An 18,608-nucleotide genomic window follows, 5' to 3' on the forward strand; every position below is an offset into this window, starting at 1 on the left:
CGTAACGGAATAAGCCCTTAGTCGGGAATGAACCCCATCCGATTCCAGGTTTGCGTACTCACGAGGACAGCTGGTCAAGGGAGCCCTCAAGATGATGGATTTTCACAACGTCTTTTCGAGAAACGTGCCCCCGTCTCCAGCTGCCTCGATGGACATCCCTCGGAACTGGCGCAGCGAGCTTGGGACCTTCTGGAAGGATATCGAAGAGGCGGGATCCGTCACGAAGGCCATCCGCCTCCGGACCCCGGCAGCGGCTATGCGCACGAACATCGACGCCGTAGAGGGGCCGGGAGAGAGCGCGGGCTCCAGCAAGGCGGATCGCTGGGGTCTGTTTCGCACTCTGTGCTTCAGCATCCTTTAGCCGATCGTGCGAGGTCTCGGGGGGGTTCAGCCATTCACTCGTCAAAGACGCGCGTTGATCCGGTGCTTTACCGGCCGACAAGCGCGTAGGGTCTGCGACGATCCAGGCGACTGTTTCGCGCAACCTGCCGCATCCGAACGCCGTCATTCCACATCATACAGAGATCCTGCCTGTCCGAGACGGGAAAGATCGCGTACATCGGGGCGCTGACACCGATCATCCCGACGGGCGTCATGATCCCTCCTGTCAGCCTGGGAGAACCCGAGCCGGATGATGCGCCACCTCTATCTCTGCCTGGGCTATGGCAGCCTCGCCCTCGGGGTGATCGGGATCTTTCTGCCGGTTCTGCCGACGACGCCGTTCGTTCTCCTGGCGGTCTGGTTCTTCGCCAGGTCCAATCCGGCTCTGGCCGAGCGGCTCTACACCCATCCCCGCTTCGGCCATCTCCTGATCACGTGGCGCGATGAAAGGGCGATTCCGCGGCGCGCCAAGGTCTATGCCCTGAGCATGCTTGCGGTGTCCTATGGTCTCATTCTGTGGCTGACGGAGAGCGACACCCTTCTTGTCGGCCTTGCGATCATCATGGGGAGCGTCGCTCTCTACATCGCAACACGCCCCGCGCCGCGAGCGAGATCGGAGAGCCGGATCCCGGAAGCATGATACGCGGATCGCGGACAATGCTGCTGCCCCATGGGTGTGTCCGCGGCAGACGCTCCGCATCCAGGTTGTCGAAGAACCTCGAAATCCGTCCCGTTTCGGGTTTGGCCAAGGTTGCGCCATGTTGCGGTCATGGTTCCGGCTAGGCTGCAGACATCTCACGGAGGAGCGGTGTCATGCGCAGTCTCAGCCTGTCCATCTTCCTGCTTGCCTCTGCCGCGATGGTCGCACCGCTTCTGATCGCCATGGCCTATGCGGCCAGCATCGTGACCTCAGCCCTGATGTTTCCGTGAAGGCTCACGTTATTTTCGGCACGGCCCTCGCCATCGCGGAGCATGCTGTTCAAGTCCTGGGGTTTGCGATCTCCGCGGTCAGCTTCGGCAACTCCTTGGTCATCCAATCCACCATTTGATCGCTTGTCTTCAGATGAGCCGGCATGGGGATGAAGGGGCCGTGCGATTCGTAGATGGCCGTGGGATCCTTAGGGCCCAGAATCGGATCGAGATCGTCCTCGATCTCGGGCGTGATGCTTCTGCTGCCGAACCAGGTCAGGAGCAGAAGGAGCATTCCGACTGCGCCCGCAAGGACGACCAGCAAGGATATCGCCAAGTCTGCCACCGGTTCTTTCCCCGCAATGAGAGGCCCACTTCGCTCGCCTCCGAGCTTACCATCGAACGATCTTTCCTCCAACGATGCAAGCCGCTGCCTTGCGACATGATGTTCTCTGTTTGATGTCGGGCGATTGAGGTCTACAATCGTCGCATGAGCAGGCTTCGATCCCGCTCATGCGTAAGAAGGGGGCGGTGCGGTCGATCCTGCTGCAGGGGAGGCGCTCATGAGAACCTACTACGTGTTTCAGTCCAAGGCGTCTCCCGATCTCCGCGGATTTGCCGAAAGCGCCACGGGCGAGGCCCTGCCGGACGACCTGGGGCCATGGGCCCTGACGCAGCAGATAGGCCCCGACGAGGAGTGGAATCTCGGCATCAGCCGCGCCATCGTGGCGGCGGGCATCCTTGAGAACGGCTTCTATCTCTGGGGCCCCATCAACCGCGCGGCCTCATCCCATCCGGTGATCGAAAGCGACCGGGTGGAAGGAACCGCCGTCTACGATCTGCACGGGACGCAGATCGGCACGATCAAGCGTCTCCTGATCGAGAAGGTGAGCGGCCGCGTCCTCTATGTCGACGTCACCTTCGGGGGGTTCTTCGGTCTGGGTGTCCATCACCACACGATCCCGTGGGACAAGCTGTCCTACGACAAGGCCTTCGAAGGCTACCGCACCGACGTCACCGAGGCTCAGGTTCAGGGAGCGCCCGCCTTCTATGGCGACGATACGGTCTGGCCCGACCGCAGACGCGAGCAGGAGATGCGGGATTACTGGCATGACATTCCCCGCGGGCCGATCTGACAATCGCAGCTCCGTCACATCCGGGAGGATCGCCATGATCGCGCACCTGTTCAAAGGCGGCCAGGCCGTCAGGCCCCACCCATCCTGTCGTCATCTCCCTCATGATGTCTTCAGGGTTCTGCGCCTGCTTCCGATGACGGCAGGCGGCGTGCCGCTCTACTGCATCAAGGGCCAGGCGGAGTTGATCGAACGAGTCGTCGAGCAGAACGAGATCGAGGCTGTGCCACGGTGATCTGCCGTGGGCAGGATGCCCAGCCATCCGTATCGGCCGGGAACAAGCCCTGAGGCTTGGCCGTTGTCTCCCCGAATACCTTCGTTCCCTCTGGCAACTCGACGGCCTGACGGTTTGTCCGCTCAGGCCTTTTCTTTGTCGCGCCGGCTCGTTTCAGATCTCCACGAGCACGGATCTGATGGTGGTGAACTCGCGGATGCCGAAATGCGAGCCTTCGCGGCCATAGCCCGATTCCTTCACGCCGCCGAACGGCATGGGCGGATCCGAGCGTCCGTTGGCGTGGACGAAGCTGATGCCGGCTTCCAACTCGTCGGCGGCAATCCGCTCGCCGTGCTCCGGATCCTGGACGCGTTCCGGTGCACTGCGACTGATGCGCTCATCCACGATTGGAGCATCGGGTGGATTTCAAAAGGGCAAAGCCGCTGCCGGGTCCGATGCCTCAGGCGGCCGTGGCCTGGTGGGTGATCGCCGGCGTCATCATGCGCCCGCGATTGATGAGAGTGGCCGCGCAGGTCGCGAGCGCGAGGGCAGCCCGGTCCGATCGCCTCGTCTGCAGGCAGATCACATAAAGCCGCATCACTTCGACCGTGACATAGTGGAACGCCACATCCAAGCCCCGGGCGAGCTTCATCCGCCTTGAGGCCGTATCGAGCTTGTCAAGATAGAGCGCCTGTTCGGTCTGCGTCTCCGCGAGGAAGCCGCTCAAGCCCCCGAAGGTGTCTTCGAAGTGTGCCCACAGGAGCGCCAGGTTCTTGGCGGCCTTGTCCTGCTGGTCCGGCGCGAGGGTCTTGAACTCTCCCAGGAGTGCCCAGATCGGGTCCTGCTCCAGGGCCTCCTCCGCTGCGGTCTTCACCAGCGGAACGAACGGAAGCAGGGTCCGCGCATTCGAGATCAGGGCGGGACGGAGCCTGTCCCATTCGGCAAAAACTCTCGGAAGCACGATCAGCGCGCTGGCCAGAGCCGTCTGGTCCAGGGTCTTGCCGATGCGGCGAAGCACCGGACGCGCCGCTTCTCCGTACTGCTCCAGGATCCGCCAGCGCAGGTGGCAGAATCTGTAGACCTGTTCGAGTTTCTCGATGAGCTCGTTGCGTGATTGATCGTCGGCGGACCAGGGAAAGGTGAAGTTGTTTCGAGACTGGGGTGAGGAACTCATGAGGCTGACGATTCGATCCGCAAATCACTTCTGTGCGCAGCCCTGGTCATACAGGGCCAATCGCGGCAACTTTGAGGCTGTAGATCACGGGGAAGACGTCCGCGTGAACCGCACGGGACTGTCTCGGGCGCGAAGGATATAATGCAACAAAGAACCGAAGAATCCTGTAGCTGTCGCTTCATCCCTTCGCCAGAAGACGCCTGCATCATCACACCTTCCGTCATGCTGCAGTTTCACGCCGATCGTATGTCGGCGAGGATGTGAACGGCGCTGAGAGAGCGCGGACTTCGCAGCCCGCCTGAGGCGTTCCCGGGGTTCAGCAGCCTGGCCGATTGGAAAGGGCGCTCCGGCGCCCTTTCCGTGAATTCGATCGGCCGTCAGGTTAGCGCTTGCCGCCTCCTTTGCCGCCGTCCCGATCGCCGCCGCGATTGCCGCCGCGGTCGTCGCCATCGCGACCGCTGTGGTTGCCGCCCCGGTCATCATCCTTGCCGCCGTCGCGGCCTTTACCGTCGTCGGACCCCTTGCCGCCATGGCCCTTGCTGTCATCGCGACCGCCACCCTCATGGCCCTTGCCGCCGTGGCCGCCACCATGCCCCCCGCCGGACGAACCACCGCCATGATGGCCGCCGCCATCATAGCCGCCGTGGTGCCCACCGCCGTGGTGTCCACCTCCATGGTGACCTCCCCCGTGGTGTCCACCGCCTCCATGGTGACCGCCTCCGTGGTGACCTCCTCCCTTGCCGCCGCCGCTATGGCCACCTCCGGGATTGGTCCCACCACCCGGATTCGTGCCGCCACCAGGATTGGTGCCGCCACCTGGATTGGTGCCGCCACCTGGATTGGTTCCACCACCCGGGTTCGTGCCACCTCCAGGATTCGTGCCGCCACCGGGATTCGTCCCGCCTCCAGGATTCGTGCCGCCTCCGGGATTCGTGCCGCCGCCAGGACTAGTCCCTCCGCCCGGGTTCGCCGGGCCATCCTGATCAGGCGTCTGACCTCCTGAACTCGGTGGGCCGCCGGCGACCGGGCCGGTGCCGCCGCTCTGCGGTGGGTTGTTGCTTCCGCCCGTTCCCCCGCCGGAATTGGGAGGGTTGCTCGGGCCTCCAGTGACGGGGCCGGGCGCCGAAGGCGAGGCGAGCCCGGCGCTGGCCACCGGGCCGTCGCTTGTCCGATCCGTGTTGATGACGCCTCTTGCTAGTGGCTCGCGCGGATATGTGGGGCATTCCCACACCTGACGCGGCCCGAACAGGCCACGGACCACGACGGGCTGGCAGTAGCGCTGGAACGATGCGTCCACGTTCTCGGTATAGACCGGTTGTGCTGCCGCCCTCTGACCGGCAACCGACGCCGGACCCGTCGCGAGAGCACGGTTTCGCGGTGAGCGGGACGGCGTCCTGACGATCTTGGATCGTCTGACGTCCTGATTTCGTGTGACAGGAGCTTTTCCTACAACAACGGCAGACGACTTCTGCGTAGTATATCGGTTGGAATTTCTGACCGATAAGTCTGCAGCGAATGCACTTGTTGAAGACAAAAGGGCAATTGCCCCGACAAGAAGCCGAAGTTGCATGAATACTCCATTATAACTGAGGTAGTATTTGAGAGTTATACTTAGACAGTATTGTTTTTGTAGGAATATTTCTACGTTTTGTTGGATCTCTCAAGGGGTACCGCTGAAGTACTAGGACTTCGTCTCTTGTGATACGGACTAAAGTCTTGGACTTTAGCCCTACATCCCACCCTCACCCTCGGCCCTTTGGATAGGCGGCCGGGATCCGGGGCCCGATCTGAGTTGAAGCGCGATGGTCGCCCCGGGTCGAGAACGTCAACCGCCATGGGTGACGGTCCGCCTCGGACCTTTCCGCTCCGCCGGAGCATGAATTCGAACCGTGGAGGATGAAGAATCTCGCGCTGGACCCGGCCTCATCCGGACAGCGACGCCCGCACCGGCGCGGCCGCGGCATCGCGCCTTCCCGGAGCGGGCCGGCCTTGAATGGCGTCCTCTCATGCTTACGTTTCAAACAGACCCCTGATCCGGGCCCCTCTGACGCAGGAAGCGGTGGCGCCTGCGTGATGTCGGATCGTTTCCGATCCGTCCGCCGGCAAGAAGGCAATCATGTTTCAGGAACTTCTGGCTTCCCTCGTCGGCCTGCTGATCGTCGATCCGCTCCAGGCGGAGATGAGCGAGCGCCTGGCGAAGGTGCAGGCGCCTCAGGCCGTCATTGCGGATGTGAGAACCTGCGCCGAAGCCTCGCTGCCGGGACTGGCCGATCGCGCCATGGCCGAGCCCCTATGGGTTGTGACGACGGCCCTGAGCGTCTGGACCGGTCAGACCGCTCCCGAAAGCATCCTCGGCAGCACCCCTCAATGCGCGTCGACCCTCAAGGCGGCGCGAGTCTACCTGGACAGCCGCGGGGCGTGAGCGAGCGCGGGCCGGGCCGTCAGCGCCCTGCCGCATCTCGGCGGAATCCGCCGGGCTACGCTTTCGCAGAATGATGGGTTGGGCTGACGTGCAGGGCAACGCCGCCTGCATGAAAGGCATCGACAAGAGGGCCGGCCGGAAGCGCCTCCGTCACCACGTCCGAGAGATGCCCGAGCGGGCACACGAGCTCGAGATGGCGCCGGTTGAACTTGCTGGAGGTGACGAGGAGCGCCCGTCGCTCGGCCCGTTCCAGCATCTTGCGCTTGACCCAGCAGGCATCCGACTCCACGTCGTTCGGTCCGTCGAGGGTCAGGCCGCTGGCCCCGATGAACGTGATGTCCGCGTTGAACCGGCCCAGGAAGGCGCAGGTCTCGGGGCCGTATACGCCGCCCTCGTGCGCCGAGAACTCGCCGGGGCAGAACACGACCCGGGTTTTCTTCTGAGGTGCCAGCGCCTGGGCCACGGCCAGACAGTTGGTGATCACCGTCAGGCTGTCCACCGAGTAGGCGAGGGCGCGGGCGAAATGAGCCGTCGTCGATCCTGAATCGATCATCAGCACATCGCCCGGTTTCACCATCTGAACGGCCATGCGGGCAATGGCGTCGCGCTCCTGGACTGCCGTTGCGTCACGATCCTGAAACCCGGGCTGCAGCCCGAGCTGGAGCCCTGTCGCCCCGCCATAGGTGCGGCTGACGAGCCCGCGCCGCGTCAGCTCCTCGATGTCGCGCCGGACCGTTTCGGCCGATACGCCGAGCTGCATGGCCAGCTCGGACGTCCTGACGCTGGGACTGAGCGCCAGTTCGGTCATGATCACGCGTTGGCGGGTCGCCTTTTTCCCCTCTGAGAAGGACATGTGGTCAATCCTGGAACAGCCTGGATGCTTGTCCTGAATTCCTCTCACAAAAATTTTGGACATTCCACATTATTATGCTTGATCTCCCAAGTTTCTGTTCCTAAGCTCCACAAAAAATACCTGATGAGCTCATCCGGGGAGAGAAATGGACCCAGAGCCGACGCACGGCCTTGCCTCGCCTGAACAAGGCGGCAGCATGAAGCCCCTGTCGACGCTTCCCCTGGAGGCGGCGCGGGCCGTCCGCGTGGTTCTGACCGACATCGATGACACGGTGACGACGGAGGGCGTGCTGACGGCGAAGGCCTATGGCGCCCTCGAAGAGCTGCATCGTGCGGGCTTCATCGTCATCCCGGTGACGGGCCGTCCCGCCGGCTGGTGCGATCACATCGCCCGCATGTGGCCGGTCGACGCGGTGGTGGGGGAGAACGGCGCCTTGTACTTCCGCTACGATCGCGAGCGGAAGACCATGCAGCAGCATTTCTGGGCGAGCCTCGACGAGCTGAAGCAGAACCGGATCAGGCTCGATGCCGTCGAGAAGGACGTGCTGGCGGCGGTGCCGGGCTCGGCGCTGGCGAGCGACCAGCCCTATCGCCTGGCGGATCTCGCCATCGATTTCTGCGAGGACGTGCCGGCTCTGCCCGAAACCGAGATCGACCGGATCGTGTCGATCTTCGAGACGGCCGGCGCGCAGGCGAAGGTCAGCTCGATCCACGTGAACGGCTGGTTCGGCGAGTACGACAAGCTCAGCATGGCCAGGACCCTGCTGGCGGACGTGTTCGGGATCGGTTGGGACGAGGCGAAGAACGCCGTGATCTATGCGGGCGATTCGCCCAACGACGAGCCCATGTTCGCGGCCTTCCCGCTGAGCGTCGGCGTCGCCAACATCCAGGCCTTCGCGCACCGGCTGACGCACAAGCCCGCCTACATCACAAAAGGACATTCGGGAGACGGCTTCGCGGAGCTCGCAAGCCTGCTGCTCAGGGCCAAAAGCCAGGAGATCGTCTGATATGAAAAGAGATCGTCTGATATGAAAAGCCACAGGGTCGACGCTCATGTCTGAAATCATCGTCAATGCCGTGTCGAAAACCTGGGGCGGCGTCGGAGGTGTCGAGCGGATCAGCTTCAAGGCCGAGGCTGGAACGCTCCTGGTTCTTCTTGGTCCTTCCGGATGCGGCAAGTCCACGACCCTTCGGCTGATCGCGGGACTCGAGGAGGTCGATTCCGGCACCATCACCATCGGCGGACGCGACGTGACGCATCTCTCTCCCGCCGAGCGCCGCATCTCCATGGTGTTCCAGTCCTATGCGCTCTTTCCCCACCTCAACGTCGCCGAAAACATCATCTTCGGTCTGAAGGTACGCGGCGTCGGGCGCGCCGAGCGGGACGAGAGGCTGAAGAAGGTGGCCGATATCGTCGGACTCAGCCAATTGCTCGAGAGAAAACCCTCCCAGCTCTCCGGCGGCCAGCGCCAGCGCGTCGCCCTCGGGCGCGCGATCATTGCGGAAGCTGCCGTCTGCCTGATGGACGAGCCCCTGTCGAACCTCGACGCCAAGCTGCGTCACGAGATGCGGACCGAGATCCGCAGCCTGCAGCAGAGGCTCGGCATGACCATGGTCTACGTCACCCATGACCAGACCGAGGCCATGACCATGGCCGACCGGGTGATCCTCATGCGCGACGGCCATATCGAGCAGAACGGCGCCCCGCACGAGCTCTACAACGAGCCGGCGAGCGACTTCACGGCCCGCTTCATCGGAACTCCTCCCATGAACATCATCTCCTGGCAGGGCGACGCCATGCTCGGCGTGCGGCCCGAGCACATCTCCGTGGTCGAACGGGACGGGATACCGGCGACCGTCAGGGCCGTCGAGTACCTGGGGGCGGACAGCATCATTCTCTGCGATGTGAAGGGTGAAACCGTCTCCGTGCGCCAGACCGGCTATTGCTCCCTGCCGGCCGGCACGCAGGTCGGGCTCGAATGGCAAAACCGTCACATACATCTGTTTGAGAGGGACAGCGGGAAGCGCCGTGCGAATCGTGCTTCGGCCTGACGGTCGCTTCTTTCTGAAGGGGACGCAGGCGGCTCTAGCCGCAGGCGTATGGTTTCCAAGAAAATCGAAGAGGGAGGATACCATGAAGTTCAAGACGAAGGCCCTGCTCACGGCAGGTTTCATGACGCTCGCCAGCCTCGGCGCGACCGCCGCTCAAGCGGTCGACCTGACCATGTACTATCCGGTCGCGGTCGGCGGCCCGGTCACGAAGATCATCGACGACATGGTGCAGCGGTTCCAGAAGGAGAACCCGGACATCAAGATCGAGGCGGTGTATGCGGGCAACTACACCGACACCATGACCAAGGCCATGACGGCCATGAAGGGCGGCCAGCCGCCGCAGCTGTCGGTGCTGTTCTCCACCGATCTGTTCACGCTGATGGACGAGAAGGCCATCGTGCCGATCGACGAGCTTGCGGGAGCCGACGGCAAGGAATGGCTCAACAGCTTCTATCCCGCCTTCATGGAAAACGGCCAGGTCGACGGCAAGACCTGGAGCGTGCCGTTCCAGCGCTCCACCATCGTCCTCTACTACAACAAGGACGCGTTCAAGGAAGCCGGTCTCGACCCTGAGAAGCCCCCGACGACCTGGGCCGAGATGGCCGAGATGTCGAAGAAGCTCGTGAAGAAGGACGCCTCCGGCAACGTCACCCGCTGGGGCGTCGAGATCCCGTCGACGGGCTACGGCTACTGGATGCTGCAGGCGCTCGCCATCGAGAACGGCCAGAAGCTCATGAACGAGGCCGGCAACAAGACCTTCTTCAACGAGAAGAAGACCGTCGAGGCTCTTCAATACTGGGTCGATCTCTCCGCCAAGGACGGGGTGATGCCGAAGGGCGCCGTGGAGTGGGGCACCCTTCGCACGGACTTCCTCGAAGGCAAGACCGCCATGATGTGGCACACCACGGGCAACCTGACCGCCGTGAAGGAAGGCGCCAAGTTCAACTTCGGCGTTGCCATGCTGCCGGCCAAGGAGCAGCGCGGATCCCCCACGGGCGGCGGCAACTTCTACGTCTTCAAGAGCGCGAGCCCTGAGCAGCAGAAGGCCGCCGTGAAGTTCATCCGCTGGGCGACGGCTCCCGAGCGCGCCGCCGAGTGGAGCATCAAGACCGGTTACGTGGCCGTGACTCCGGCGGCCTACGAAACCGAGACGATGAAGGCCTATGTCAAGGACTTCCCGCAGGCCGTCGTGGCGCGCGACCAGCTCAAGCACGCGGTGGCCGAGCTGTCGGTGCATGACAACGGACGCATCTACAAGATCGTCAACGATGCCGTGCAGGCGGCGGTGACGGGCACCCAGAGCCCGCAGGAAGCCCTCGAGAGCGCCCAGAAGCAATCCGAGCGCGTGCTGAGCCGCTACAAGTAGGAAGCTTTGAGTGTGCCGCGGCGGTGCTCCGCCGCGGCGCATTTTTCCATGATCGAGGAGAGGTCCATGGTCGCCGCCGTGATGAGCGCCACCGAGCCGAAAGCCGCCAGGCGCAGAAACTGGGCAACGAGCGTCAACGCCTGGCTGCTGCTGCTGCCGGCGATCGTTCTTCTTGCGACCTTCACCCACTATCCCATCCTGGCCACGCTCTATCACAGCTTCTTCTCCCTCGGCCGCAGCGGCCCGGCGGAGTTCGTGGGGCTGGAAAACTACCGGTACATGCTGGACGACGACGTCTTCTGGCAGGTGCTGCGCAACAATTTCATCTTCGCCCTCGCCACGGTCCCGACCAGCATTGCGCTCGCGCTCCTCATGGCCGTCTGGGTCGACAAGAAGATCGTCGGCCGGTCGTTCCTGCGCCTTGCGTTCTTCACCCCGACGGTTCTGCCGATGATCGCGGTGGCCAATATCTGGCTGTTCTTCTACACGCCGGATTACGGGCTCCTCGACCAGTTCCTGAAGTCCCTCGGCTTTGCCGGCCACAACTGGCTCGGCGATCCCTCCACCGTCATGACCTGCCTTGCCGTCATGGTGGTCTGGAAGGAAGCGGGCTTCTTCATGATCTTCTATCTCGCGGCGTTGCAGGCCATTCCGCCGGAGCTGAAGGAGGCGGCCTCCGTCGAGGGAGCGAGCCGCTGGTACTTCTTCCGCCGCGTGACGTTCCCGCTCCTCATGCCGACGACCCTGTTCATCTCGATCAATGCCCTGATCAACTCGTTCAAGCTCGTCGACCAGCTCGTCATCATGACCAAGGGCGGGCCGAACAACGCCAGCTCCCTGCTGCTCTACTACATCTACGAGGTGGCCTTCAATTTCTGGGACACGACCTACGCCGCGACCCTGACCGTGACGCTCATCGCCATCCTGGCGGCCGTGGCCTTGACCAAGTTCGTCTATCTCGATCGCAGGATCCACTACCAATGAGAAAAGACAGCCACTCGATCGAGACCTTTGCAGCCTGGGCGCTGGCCCTTCTGTGGCTGCTGCCGCTGGCCTACAGCTTTTGGAGCGCGTTCCACCCGTCCGAATACGCGACGCGCTTCGACATCACCGCGCCGCTCACCCTGGACAATTTCGCGAAGGCCTGGAGTCAGGCTCCGTTCGCCCGCTACTACCTCAACACGGTGATGCTCGTTACCCTGGTTCTGGCCGGCCAGCTCGTCATCGCGACGCTCGCGGCCTATGCCTTTGCGCGATTCCGCTTCGTGGGCAGGGAGGTGCTGTTCGGGCTCGTTCTCGTGCAGCTCATGATCATGCCGGACGTGCTGATCGTGGAGAACTACCGGGTGATCAGCAGCCTCAACCTGCTCGACACGATCCCGGCGATCGCCCTGCCTTACATGGCCTCCGCCTTCGGCATCTTCCTGCTGCGCCAGACCTTCAAGAGCGTGCCGAACGAGCTGGTCGAAGCGGCGCGTGTGGAGGGAGCCTCATCCTTCGGCGTGTTGTGGCGGGTGTTCGTGCCGCTGGGCAAGACCACCTATATCGCCTTCGGCCTCGTCTCCGTGAGCTATCACTGGAACAACTTCCTCTGGCCGCTCATCGTCACGAACTCCGTGGAGAGCCGCCCGCTCACGGTTGGCCTTGCGGTCTTCGGCGCTCCTGAGACGGGGGTGGACTGGTCGGTCATCACGGCCGCCACCGTCATGACCATGGCGCCGCTGCTCCTCGCGTTCCTGCTGTTCCAGCGCCAGTTCGTGCAATCCTTCATGCGTGCCGGAATCCGCTGATGAAGCTCGTCACGTGGAACATCCAGTGGGGGCAGGGCTGCGACGGCCGGATCGATCTCAGGCGCATCGTCAAGACGGCGAAGGATCTGTGCGACGCGGACGTGTTCTGCTTCCAGGAGGTCTCCCACGGCTTTGCGGCGCATGACGGCGGTCAGGATCAGCCGGCCGTCCTGGCGTTTCTTCTCCCCGGCTACAGGGCCGTCTTCCGCCCGGCTGTCGAGAAGGTCGATGAAGACGGCAGGCTGCAGGTTTTCGGCAACATGGTCCTGTCCCGCCTGCCGGTGCTGGAGATCACCAGCCACATGCTGCCCTGGCCGGCAACCGATTGCCGCAGCATGCAGCGCCAGGCCCTGGAGGTTCTCGTTCAAGCCCCGACGGGGGCCGTGCGCGTGATCACCACGCACCTGGAATATCACTCCGAGATCCACCGGAAGGCGCAGATCGAGCGCCTGCGCGCCATCCACGAGGAAGGCGAGAGGCGTGGAGCAATCGCGTTCGAGGATCGCTCCAACGGAGCCTATCGCACATCCCCCCAGCCGGTGGGGACGATTCTGTGCGGCGACTTCAACCTCGAGCCGGACGAGCCGCTCTATCGGGCAATCCTGGAGCCCCTCTCGCCGGGGATCCCGTCCTTCCTCGATGCTTGGAGAATTGCCCGGGGCTCGGCGCCGCATCCGCCCACCACCGGGGTGGCGGACTTCAAGCAATGGCCCCAAGGACCCCATTGCCGGGACTACATCTTCGTGAGCGAGAATCTGGCCGACCGCGTTGCGGGCGTGGAAGTCGACGTCGAGACTGCTGCATCCGACCACCAGCCCTTGGCCCTCGAACTCAGCGATCACCTGAAGATGGGCAGATGAGGCCGGGACAGGGCATGCCAGAGGGAACGCGGGCGCTCCGGATCAAGGAGTTCATGATCCGCCAGGGCCTTCTCCGCATCGTTGATTTCGGGCGGATCGAACGCCCGAAGAGAGCGTCCGGGCCCTGAGAGCACCTCGATCGCCGCAATCAGCGACCGACGCTCAGCCACGGCGGCAGAGACCTGCTCCGGAGACGTGCCGAGATGCTCGGCCAGCAGCCTTGCCCGAAAGCTCCGGATCACGTGGGCGACATGCGTGTCGCCATCCGCCTCCAGCGCGAGGTCGCACTCCGTATCGTAGCCCATGGAGCGGTTGTTCAGGTTGGAGGACCCCACGCGCAGCAGCCAGTCGTCCACGATCATGATCTTGGCGTGCACATAGATCGGCTGCTCCCCGGCCGTGACGGGCGTATAAACCCGCAGGCGCCCGAAGCGGTCCCTGCGTCTGAGCATCGCCAGAAGACGGGCCCGGGCCGAGCCCATGGCCTCCTCCTCAAGCCAGCCCTCGGCCGATTCAGGGTTGATGATCACGAACTCGGGTCCGTCCGGCTCAGCCAGGCGCCGGGCAATGGCTTCCGCAACGGCACGCGAGGCGAAGTACTGGCTCTCGAGGTAAACGCTCCGGCGGGCCGCGGCGATCGCGGTCACGGACAGCGCTTCGATCTCGCGCACCTCTGTCTGGGACTCGTAGGCCGGGATGGTCCGGGCGATCGCGACCGCCACGTTGGCCATGTCGACGGGCAGGCCGTCGGGCCAGGGGTCCGAGCCAGCAGGCGGTGGAGCCAGGACCTCTCCGGACGCTCGCTTCCAGCGCTCACGGGCATGATCGCCGAGAGCCTTGGCGGCCGGTCCGCTGACGGCCGTGGTGGCATCGTGCCACGGCCCGTAGGCACGGCGCGTGAAAGGGCGGCGGCGGCGGGGATCGTCGTCGCGGTGCTCCGGCGTATCCCAGCGATCGCCCGTCATGTCGATGCCGCCGCAGAAGGCGACGGCGTCGTCGATCACGACGATCTTGTGGTGGTGCGCCGCGCCGGGCGGATGCGCGCCATCCAGCTTGAAGGTGATGCGCTCATGCAGGGCCCACTGGGCCACCCGGAAGAGGGTTGTGCCCCGCCACAGGGCCTTCACCATGCCGAGGTCCCACTTCAGGATGTTGACGTGGAGGCCCGGCCTGGCTTCCACAAGCCACGTCAGGAACGCTCCCAGCCGAGCGGGATGCTCACCCGTCCCGTCGGTCGGGTCGAGTTCGATGCGGGTATCGAAATCCCACCCGATCATGAGGATGGAATGCTGCGCCTTGAGCATGGCCGACTGGGCAGCCCGGAAGTAGTCGGCGGCATCGACGATGAGAGCGACGCGATCGGCCTGCTCGATACGCCAGCATGTATGACCGGGCCGCAAGACTTGCACTGCTACTCTCTCCATCGCCCCGCCGCGCTGCATTGTCGGTCCTTCGGGACGAGCGTGGTCTTTTCAAAGGTGCCTTGGCTTTAAACCGGGAGCACTCACCCGAGGTTCCGGTGGAAACCCGTCAATACAGCACAGGTCCGGTTTGGGTCGGACTCAGCCTTGAAGCGCGAGGTGACAGGATTTGCTGGCGGGCCAGGGCCGGCGGCGGTCTTCCTCAGCGAGTGATCCAGCCTCACGCCCAGGGGCAGAAAACTGAATGGCTTTCAGGATACTGGACGGCCAGGGAGGGCTTGGTGGAGCTGAGGGGATTCGAACCCCTGACCTCTGCAGTGCGATTGCAGCGCTCTCCCATCTGAGCTACAGCCCCGGTCGCTTCATGACCAAGTGGCGCAAGTTTTAGGCCTGCCGGGTTTGGTCTGTCAATCGGCCGGAGGAGGGGCTTTCAGGCCGCCCGGGGCGGGATGTGGCTGTCCTGTTAAGCTGTTACGGGTTGTTCAGCCCCGCTTCAGTCGCTACATGAGCAACGCCGATCCCTGACAGGTTTCCCATGCGCGCGCTCCTCAATGTCATTCTGCTGGCTCTGCAGCTCTATACCTATCTCATCATCGCCTCGGCGATCCTGAGCTGGCTGGTGGCCTTCAACGTGGTCAACACCCGCAACAATTTCGTCCGCTCGATCTGGAACTTCCTCGATGCGGTGACAGAGCCGGTGTTGCGGCCGATCCGCAGCATCATGCCCAATCTCGGCGGGGTCGACATCTCGCCCATCATCCTGATCCTGTTGATCATTTTCATCCAGAACCTGATCATCGACTACCTGATGCCGATCGCCTTCTGAGGCGTCGCGGGGATAGAGGCCATGCCTTGGCGCATCCGTCCCGACGGCCTCGAGGTCCGGGTGCGCGTGACGCCCCGGGGCGGGCGGGACGCCGTCGAGGGAGTCGAGGCCCTGTCGGACGGACGGCCGGTGCTGAAGGTCCGGGTCAGAGCCGTGCCGGAGGACGGGGCGGCGAACGAGGGCGTCCGACGCCTGCTCGCCAAGGCCTTGAGGCTCCCGGCCTCGGCCGTGAGCCTGGAGGCGGGCGCCACCGCCCGGCTGAAAACCTTTGTGATTTCGGGCGACGGGGAGGCGCTGGTCTCCGCCCTTGCCGCCGTGACAGGACGACGAAACCCATGAGCGCCACGATCATCGACGGAAAAGCTTATGCCGAAGGCCTGCGCGGGCGCATCGCCGGAGCCGTGAAGACCTTGAGCCAGCAGGGCGTCACGCCGGGTCTGGCGGTGGTGATCGTCGGCGAGGATCCGGCAAGCCAGCTCTACGTGAAGAACAAGGCGCGCCAGACCGTCGAGGTGGGCATGCGCTCCTTCGAGCATGTGCTGCCCGCCTCCACCCCGGAAGCGGAGCTCCTCGATCTCGTGGCGAGCCTCAATGCCGATCCGGCGGTGGACGGCATTCTGGTGCAGCTGCCCCTGCCTGGGCAGATCGACGCCCAGAAGGTGATCGAGGCCATCGATCCGGCCAAGGATGTGGACGGCTTTCACCCGATCAATGCCGGAAAGCTCATGACGGGGGTGCCGGGCCTCGTCTCGTGCACGCCGCTCGGGTGCCTGCTGCTGGCGCAGTCGGTGCGGCGCGATCTCGCCGGGCTCAACGCCGTGGTGGTCGGGCGCTCCAACATCGTCGGCAAGCCCATGGCGCAACTGCTCATTGCCCGGAGCTGCACGGTCACCGTGGCCCATTCGAAGACCCGCGATCTGCCGGACGTCTGCCGCAGCGCCGACATTCTCGTTGCTGCGGTCGGGAGACCCGAGATGGTGCGCGGCGACTGGATCAAGCCGGGTGCCATCGTGATCGATGTGGGCATCAACCGGGTGCCGAACCCCGCCGCCGGCGAGGGCAGGACCCGGGTGGTGGGCGACGTAGCTTATGCGGAAGCGGCCGAAGTCGCTTCCGCCATCACGCCGGTTCCCGGCGGCGTCGGCCCCATGACTATCGCCTGCCTCCTGCGCAACACCTTGGAGGCGGCGTGCCTCCGGCGCGGGCTTGCGATGCCGGCCGTGGATTCTGCGGAATGAGAAACTAGCTTTAGCTACTGGCAGCAAAGAAGCAGCGGGATGTACCCCAAGCCCTCCTCCCCCTTGTGGGGAGGAGTTGGAGGTGGGGGTGTGAGCGATCACCTCAGAAGGTGTGGCGCCAGCACCCCCACCCGACCGCGCTGCCGCGGCCACCCTCCCCACAAGGGGGAGGGAAATATGCACCTTCGCAGCCTGATCAGTTCGCCGCGAAGCAGTAGAACAGGCCCGCGCCGCCCGTGCCGCGCAGGGCGTCCTGGCTGCAGCCGCCGCGGGTCGCGTGCGACGAGTTCCAGGATTTGGCCGGCGGCGACTCGTCGAGACCCATGCGGTCGTGATGGCCCGTCATGGCCGCGCCCTCGGTGCCGCTCTTCGTCCAGTTGCCGCAGGTCATGTCCTGGTTGCCTGCGAAAGCCGTGCCGTCGGGTTGCGATCCGGTGAGGATGTCGTGCTGGTTCGGCTGGTCGCCGCGCCCCTTCACGGGCTCGCCCTTCTCGGTCAGCGCCGTCTGCTTGGTGATGTTGTTGTTGGGCCCGTGCAGGTCCGCCACGTCCTTGGCGATCACGGTCCCCTTGGCGTTCTGCCACGGCCCGCGGCCGATGCGGTCCCGGGCGTTGACGCCGTTCGCGCCTTGCGTCGAGAGATAGGCCCGCCACATCTTGCCGCGAATGCCGGCGGCTTCGGCAAGCGTCTCGCAATGCCGGTCCGCGCCGTCCAGGCCGCCCAGATCGGCGCCCTTGCCGGATCCCACGCTGGTCACGAAGAAGGTGGTGTCGGCCGAGGCCGTCTGAGCCTGGGCGATCCCAGGGGAGCCCAGGGCCATGAGGCCGATGAGGGCCGTGAGCGCCATGCCGTCCGTTGAACGCATTGTTTCCTCCGAAGGAAGTGAAGTCCCCGGTCAGAATGACAGTTCTGACGCAGGAGTCATTCCCTCCTCACGGCGATGTGAGGATCGGTGCCTCGGCAATTTAGTGCCGCCCACACGATGCCTGTCTCAGGCACCCTGCCGCAAATGCTCCACCAGCTGCCGGGCCGAAGCCGGCAGCTCCTTCAGAGCCCGAATGCAGAGGGTCAGGTCGCGGGTGGCCCAGGGGTCTTCCAGGTCGACGGTCCCGATCGCCATGGTGCGGGCGGCGCGCCGGGCGGTGGTCTCAGGCACGATGCCGAGGCCCACGCCCGCCTCGACCATGCGGCAGACCGCATCGAAGCTGCGCAGCTGCACCCTGAGGCGAATGGGCTTGCCGGTGCGGCTGGCCTTGCCGGCCAGGAAGCGCTGAAGGGCGCTGGCCCGGTCGAGACCGACGAAATCGTGCTCCAGCACCTCCGCGAAGGAGATGCCCGGCCGGGCGGCGAGGACGTGGTCCTGCGGCACCACCAGCACGAAGCGGTCGCTGCGGAATGGGTAGGTCTCGAGCTGCCCGGTGTCGACGGTGCCGGCCACGATGCCGATATCGCCCACGCCCTCCGCGATCAGCCCGACGATCTCGTCGCTGAGTCGCTCCTCCAGGTCGATGGAGACCTGCGGGTGCCCGGCGAGAAAGGCGCTCAGCGCCTCCGGCAGGAACTCGGTCAGGGCGTTGGTGTTGGAGAGGATCCGGATCTGGCCCGTGAGGCCGCCGGTGTAGGAGCCCAGATCCTCCCGCAGGCGCTCGGCCTGGGCCAGGAGGGTGCGGGCGTGCTGGAGCAGGGTTCGGCCGGCCGGTGTCGGGGTGACGCCCGCCCGGGTCCGCAGGAGGAGGGGGGCCCCGAGGGACTTTTCCATGTTGCGGATGCGCGTGCTGGCGGCCGCAAGCGCCAGATGCGCCCGCTCCGCCCCGTGGGTGATGCTCCCGGCTTCGACCACATGGCGGAACAGGCTCAGGTCGGTTAAATCGAAATGCATCTCTTTCCTTCGTCTCTCGCGAAGGTAGATAAGAATAATTAAAGATTGCGCGATAGGCGAGCCTGAGCAATCTTCGCGGCTGACGAAGTAT

The 18,608-nt window shown here is 64.5% G+C and carries 22 protein-coding genes and 1 tRNA gene; 15 read left to right on the plus strand and 8 right to left on the minus strand.

Annotated elements, in window-relative coordinates:
- Positions 1 to 91: 91 nt before the first annotated feature.
- Both AC0QTX_RS18935 and AC0QTX_RS18940 read left to right on the plus strand, forming a co-directional pair.
- Positions 92 to 361: a hypothetical protein gene (locus AC0QTX_RS18935; RefSeq protein ID WP_474605370.1), complete on the plus strand. Its 270-nt coding sequence runs from the start codon at positions 92 to 94 to the stop codon at positions 359 to 361.
- Between the two features lie 270 nt (positions 362 to 631).
- Positions 632 to 1,021, plus strand: a complete 390-nt coding sequence (locus AC0QTX_RS18940) for a YbaN family protein (RefSeq protein WP_474605371.1) — start codon at positions 632 to 634, stop codon at positions 1,019 to 1,021.
- Between the two features lie 339 nt (positions 1,022 to 1,360).
- Here AC0QTX_RS18940 and AC0QTX_RS18945 read toward each other — a convergent pair whose 3' ends face one another.
- Complete coding sequence (locus tag AC0QTX_RS18945; protein WP_474605372.1) at positions 1,361 to 1,627, minus strand: hypothetical protein; 267 nt, start codon at positions 1,625 to 1,627, stop codon at positions 1,361 to 1,363.
- A 226-nt stretch (positions 1,628 to 1,853) separates the two neighbouring features.
- Here AC0QTX_RS18945 and AC0QTX_RS18950 point away from each other — a divergent pair, with 226 nt between their 5' ends.
- A complete protein-coding gene (locus AC0QTX_RS18950) occupies positions 1,854 to 2,426 on the plus strand; it encodes a PRC-barrel domain-containing protein (protein WP_474605373.1) in 573 nt (190 codons plus the stop codon).
- Between the two features lie 34 nt (positions 2,427 to 2,460).
- Positions 2,461 to 2,658, plus strand: coding sequence for a hypothetical protein (locus AC0QTX_RS18955; protein WP_474605374.1), 198 nt, complete (start codon positions 2,461 to 2,463; stop codon positions 2,656 to 2,658).
- A gap of 153 nt (positions 2,659 to 2,811) precedes the next feature.
- Here the strand turns inward: AC0QTX_RS18955 and AC0QTX_RS18960 are convergent, their stop codons facing one another.
- A complete protein-coding gene (locus tag AC0QTX_RS18960; protein ID WP_474605375.1) occupies positions 2,812 to 3,042 on the minus strand; it encodes an aldehyde dehydrogenase family protein in 231 nt (76 codons plus the stop codon).
- A gap of 55 nt (positions 3,043 to 3,097) precedes the next feature.
- Positions 3,098 to 3,811: a hypothetical protein gene (locus AC0QTX_RS18965; RefSeq protein ID WP_474605376.1), complete on the minus strand. Its 714-nt coding sequence runs from the start codon at positions 3,809 to 3,811 to the stop codon at positions 3,098 to 3,100.
- A gap of 460 nt (positions 3,812 to 4,271) precedes the next feature.
- On the opposite strand from AC0QTX_RS18965, the gene AC0QTX_RS18970 reads away from it, so the two are divergent.
- Both AC0QTX_RS18970 and AC0QTX_RS18975 read left to right on the plus strand, forming a co-directional pair.
- Positions 4,272 to 4,814, plus strand: coding sequence for a hypothetical protein (locus AC0QTX_RS18970; protein WP_474605377.1), 543 nt, complete (start codon positions 4,272 to 4,274; stop codon positions 4,812 to 4,814).
- A 1,113-nt stretch (positions 4,815 to 5,927) separates the two neighbouring features.
- Complete coding sequence (locus AC0QTX_RS18975; RefSeq protein WP_474605378.1) at positions 5,928 to 6,233, plus strand: hypothetical protein; 306 nt, start codon at positions 5,928 to 5,930, stop codon at positions 6,231 to 6,233.
- A gap of 55 nt (positions 6,234 to 6,288) precedes the next feature.
- Here the strand turns inward: AC0QTX_RS18975 and AC0QTX_RS18980 are convergent, their stop codons facing one another.
- Entirely contained in the window at positions 6,289 to 7,086 is a 798-nt protein-coding gene (locus tag AC0QTX_RS18980; protein WP_474605379.1) for a DeoR/GlpR family DNA-binding transcription regulator, read from the minus strand.
- Between the two features lie 196 nt (positions 7,087 to 7,282).
- Here AC0QTX_RS18980 and AC0QTX_RS18985 point away from each other — a divergent pair, with 196 nt between their 5' ends.
- From AC0QTX_RS18985 to AC0QTX_RS19010, 6 genes are all read left to right on the plus strand, one after another.
- The gene (locus tag AC0QTX_RS18985) at positions 7,283 to 8,092 is read left to right on the plus strand and encodes an HAD family hydrolase (RefSeq protein ID WP_474605409.1); all 810 of its coding nucleotides are present in this window, start codon (positions 7,283 to 7,285) and stop codon (positions 8,090 to 8,092) included.
- Between the two features lie 46 nt (positions 8,093 to 8,138).
- Positions 8,139 to 9,137, plus strand: coding sequence for an ABC transporter ATP-binding protein (locus AC0QTX_RS18990; RefSeq protein WP_474605380.1), 999 nt, complete (start codon positions 8,139 to 8,141; stop codon positions 9,135 to 9,137).
- Between the two features lie 82 nt (positions 9,138 to 9,219).
- Complete coding sequence (locus AC0QTX_RS18995) at positions 9,220 to 10,503, plus strand: ABC transporter substrate-binding protein (RefSeq protein ID WP_474605381.1); 1,284 nt, start codon at positions 9,220 to 9,222, stop codon at positions 10,501 to 10,503.
- A 66-nt stretch (positions 10,504 to 10,569) separates the two neighbouring features.
- Positions 10,570 to 11,487, plus strand: a complete 918-nt coding sequence (locus tag AC0QTX_RS19000) for a carbohydrate ABC transporter permease (RefSeq protein WP_474605382.1) — start codon at positions 10,570 to 10,572, stop codon at positions 11,485 to 11,487.
- On the plus strand, positions 11,484 to 12,293 hold the full coding sequence (locus AC0QTX_RS19005; protein WP_474605383.1) for a carbohydrate ABC transporter permease: 810 nt from the start codon (positions 11,484 to 11,486) through the stop codon (positions 12,291 to 12,293). The genes AC0QTX_RS19000 and AC0QTX_RS19005 overlap by 4 nt, the downstream gene beginning before the upstream one ends.
- Positions 12,293 to 13,153 (plus strand): endonuclease/exonuclease/phosphatase family protein, encoded by an 861-nt coding sequence (locus AC0QTX_RS19010; RefSeq protein WP_474605384.1) that lies wholly within the window; start codon positions 12,293 to 12,295, stop codon positions 13,151 to 13,153. Before AC0QTX_RS19005 ends, AC0QTX_RS19010 begins: the two co-directional genes overlap by 1 nt.
- Here the strand turns inward: AC0QTX_RS19010 and AC0QTX_RS19015 are convergent.
- On the minus strand, positions 13,132 to 14,562 hold the full coding sequence (locus AC0QTX_RS19015; RefSeq protein WP_474605385.1) for a phospholipase D-like domain-containing protein: 1,431 nt from the start codon (positions 14,560 to 14,562) through the stop codon (positions 13,132 to 13,134). The two genes, AC0QTX_RS19010 and AC0QTX_RS19015, sit on opposite strands and share 22 nt — an antisense overlap.
- 291 nt (positions 14,563 to 14,853) lie before the next feature.
- A tRNA-Ala gene (locus AC0QTX_RS19020) sits at positions 14,854 to 14,929 on the minus strand.
- Positions 14,930 to 15,109: 180 nt separating this feature from the next.
- Here AC0QTX_RS19020 and AC0QTX_RS19025 point away from each other — a divergent pair.
- Genes AC0QTX_RS19025 through folD form a run of 3 tightly spaced genes read left to right on the plus strand, consistent with a single transcriptional unit; the run spans position 15,110 to position 16,638 of the window.
- On the plus strand, positions 15,110 to 15,400 hold the full coding sequence (locus tag AC0QTX_RS19025) for a YggT family protein (RefSeq protein WP_474605386.1): 291 nt from the start codon (positions 15,110 to 15,112) through the stop codon (positions 15,398 to 15,400).
- A 21-nt stretch (positions 15,401 to 15,421) separates the two neighbouring features.
- The gene (locus tag AC0QTX_RS19030; protein ID WP_474605387.1) at positions 15,422 to 15,739 is read left to right on the plus strand and encodes a DUF167 family protein; all 318 of its coding nucleotides are present in this window, start codon (positions 15,422 to 15,424) and stop codon (positions 15,737 to 15,739) included.
- Positions 15,736 to 16,638, plus strand: a complete 903-nt coding sequence (gene folD / locus AC0QTX_RS19035) for a bifunctional methylenetetrahydrofolate dehydrogenase/methenyltetrahydrofolate cyclohydrolase FolD (RefSeq protein ID WP_474605388.1) — start codon at positions 15,736 to 15,738, stop codon at positions 16,636 to 16,638. The genes AC0QTX_RS19030 and folD overlap by 4 nt, the downstream gene beginning before the upstream one ends.
- A gap of 196 nt (positions 16,639 to 16,834) precedes the next feature.
- Here the strand turns inward: folD and AC0QTX_RS19040 are convergent, their stop codons facing one another.
- Both AC0QTX_RS19040 and AC0QTX_RS19045 read right to left on the minus strand, forming a co-directional pair.
- Positions 16,835 to 17,503, minus strand: a complete 669-nt coding sequence (locus tag AC0QTX_RS19040) for a hypothetical protein (protein WP_474605389.1) — start codon at positions 17,501 to 17,503, stop codon at positions 16,835 to 16,837.
- 126 nt (positions 17,504 to 17,629) lie between these two features.
- Complete coding sequence (locus tag AC0QTX_RS19045) at positions 17,630 to 18,517, minus strand: LysR substrate-binding domain-containing protein (RefSeq protein WP_474605390.1); 888 nt, start codon at positions 18,515 to 18,517, stop codon at positions 17,630 to 17,632.
- Positions 18,518 to 18,608 lie beyond the last annotated feature (91 nt).

It is taken from the genome of Microvirga sp. jy35, from assembly GCF_056148915.1.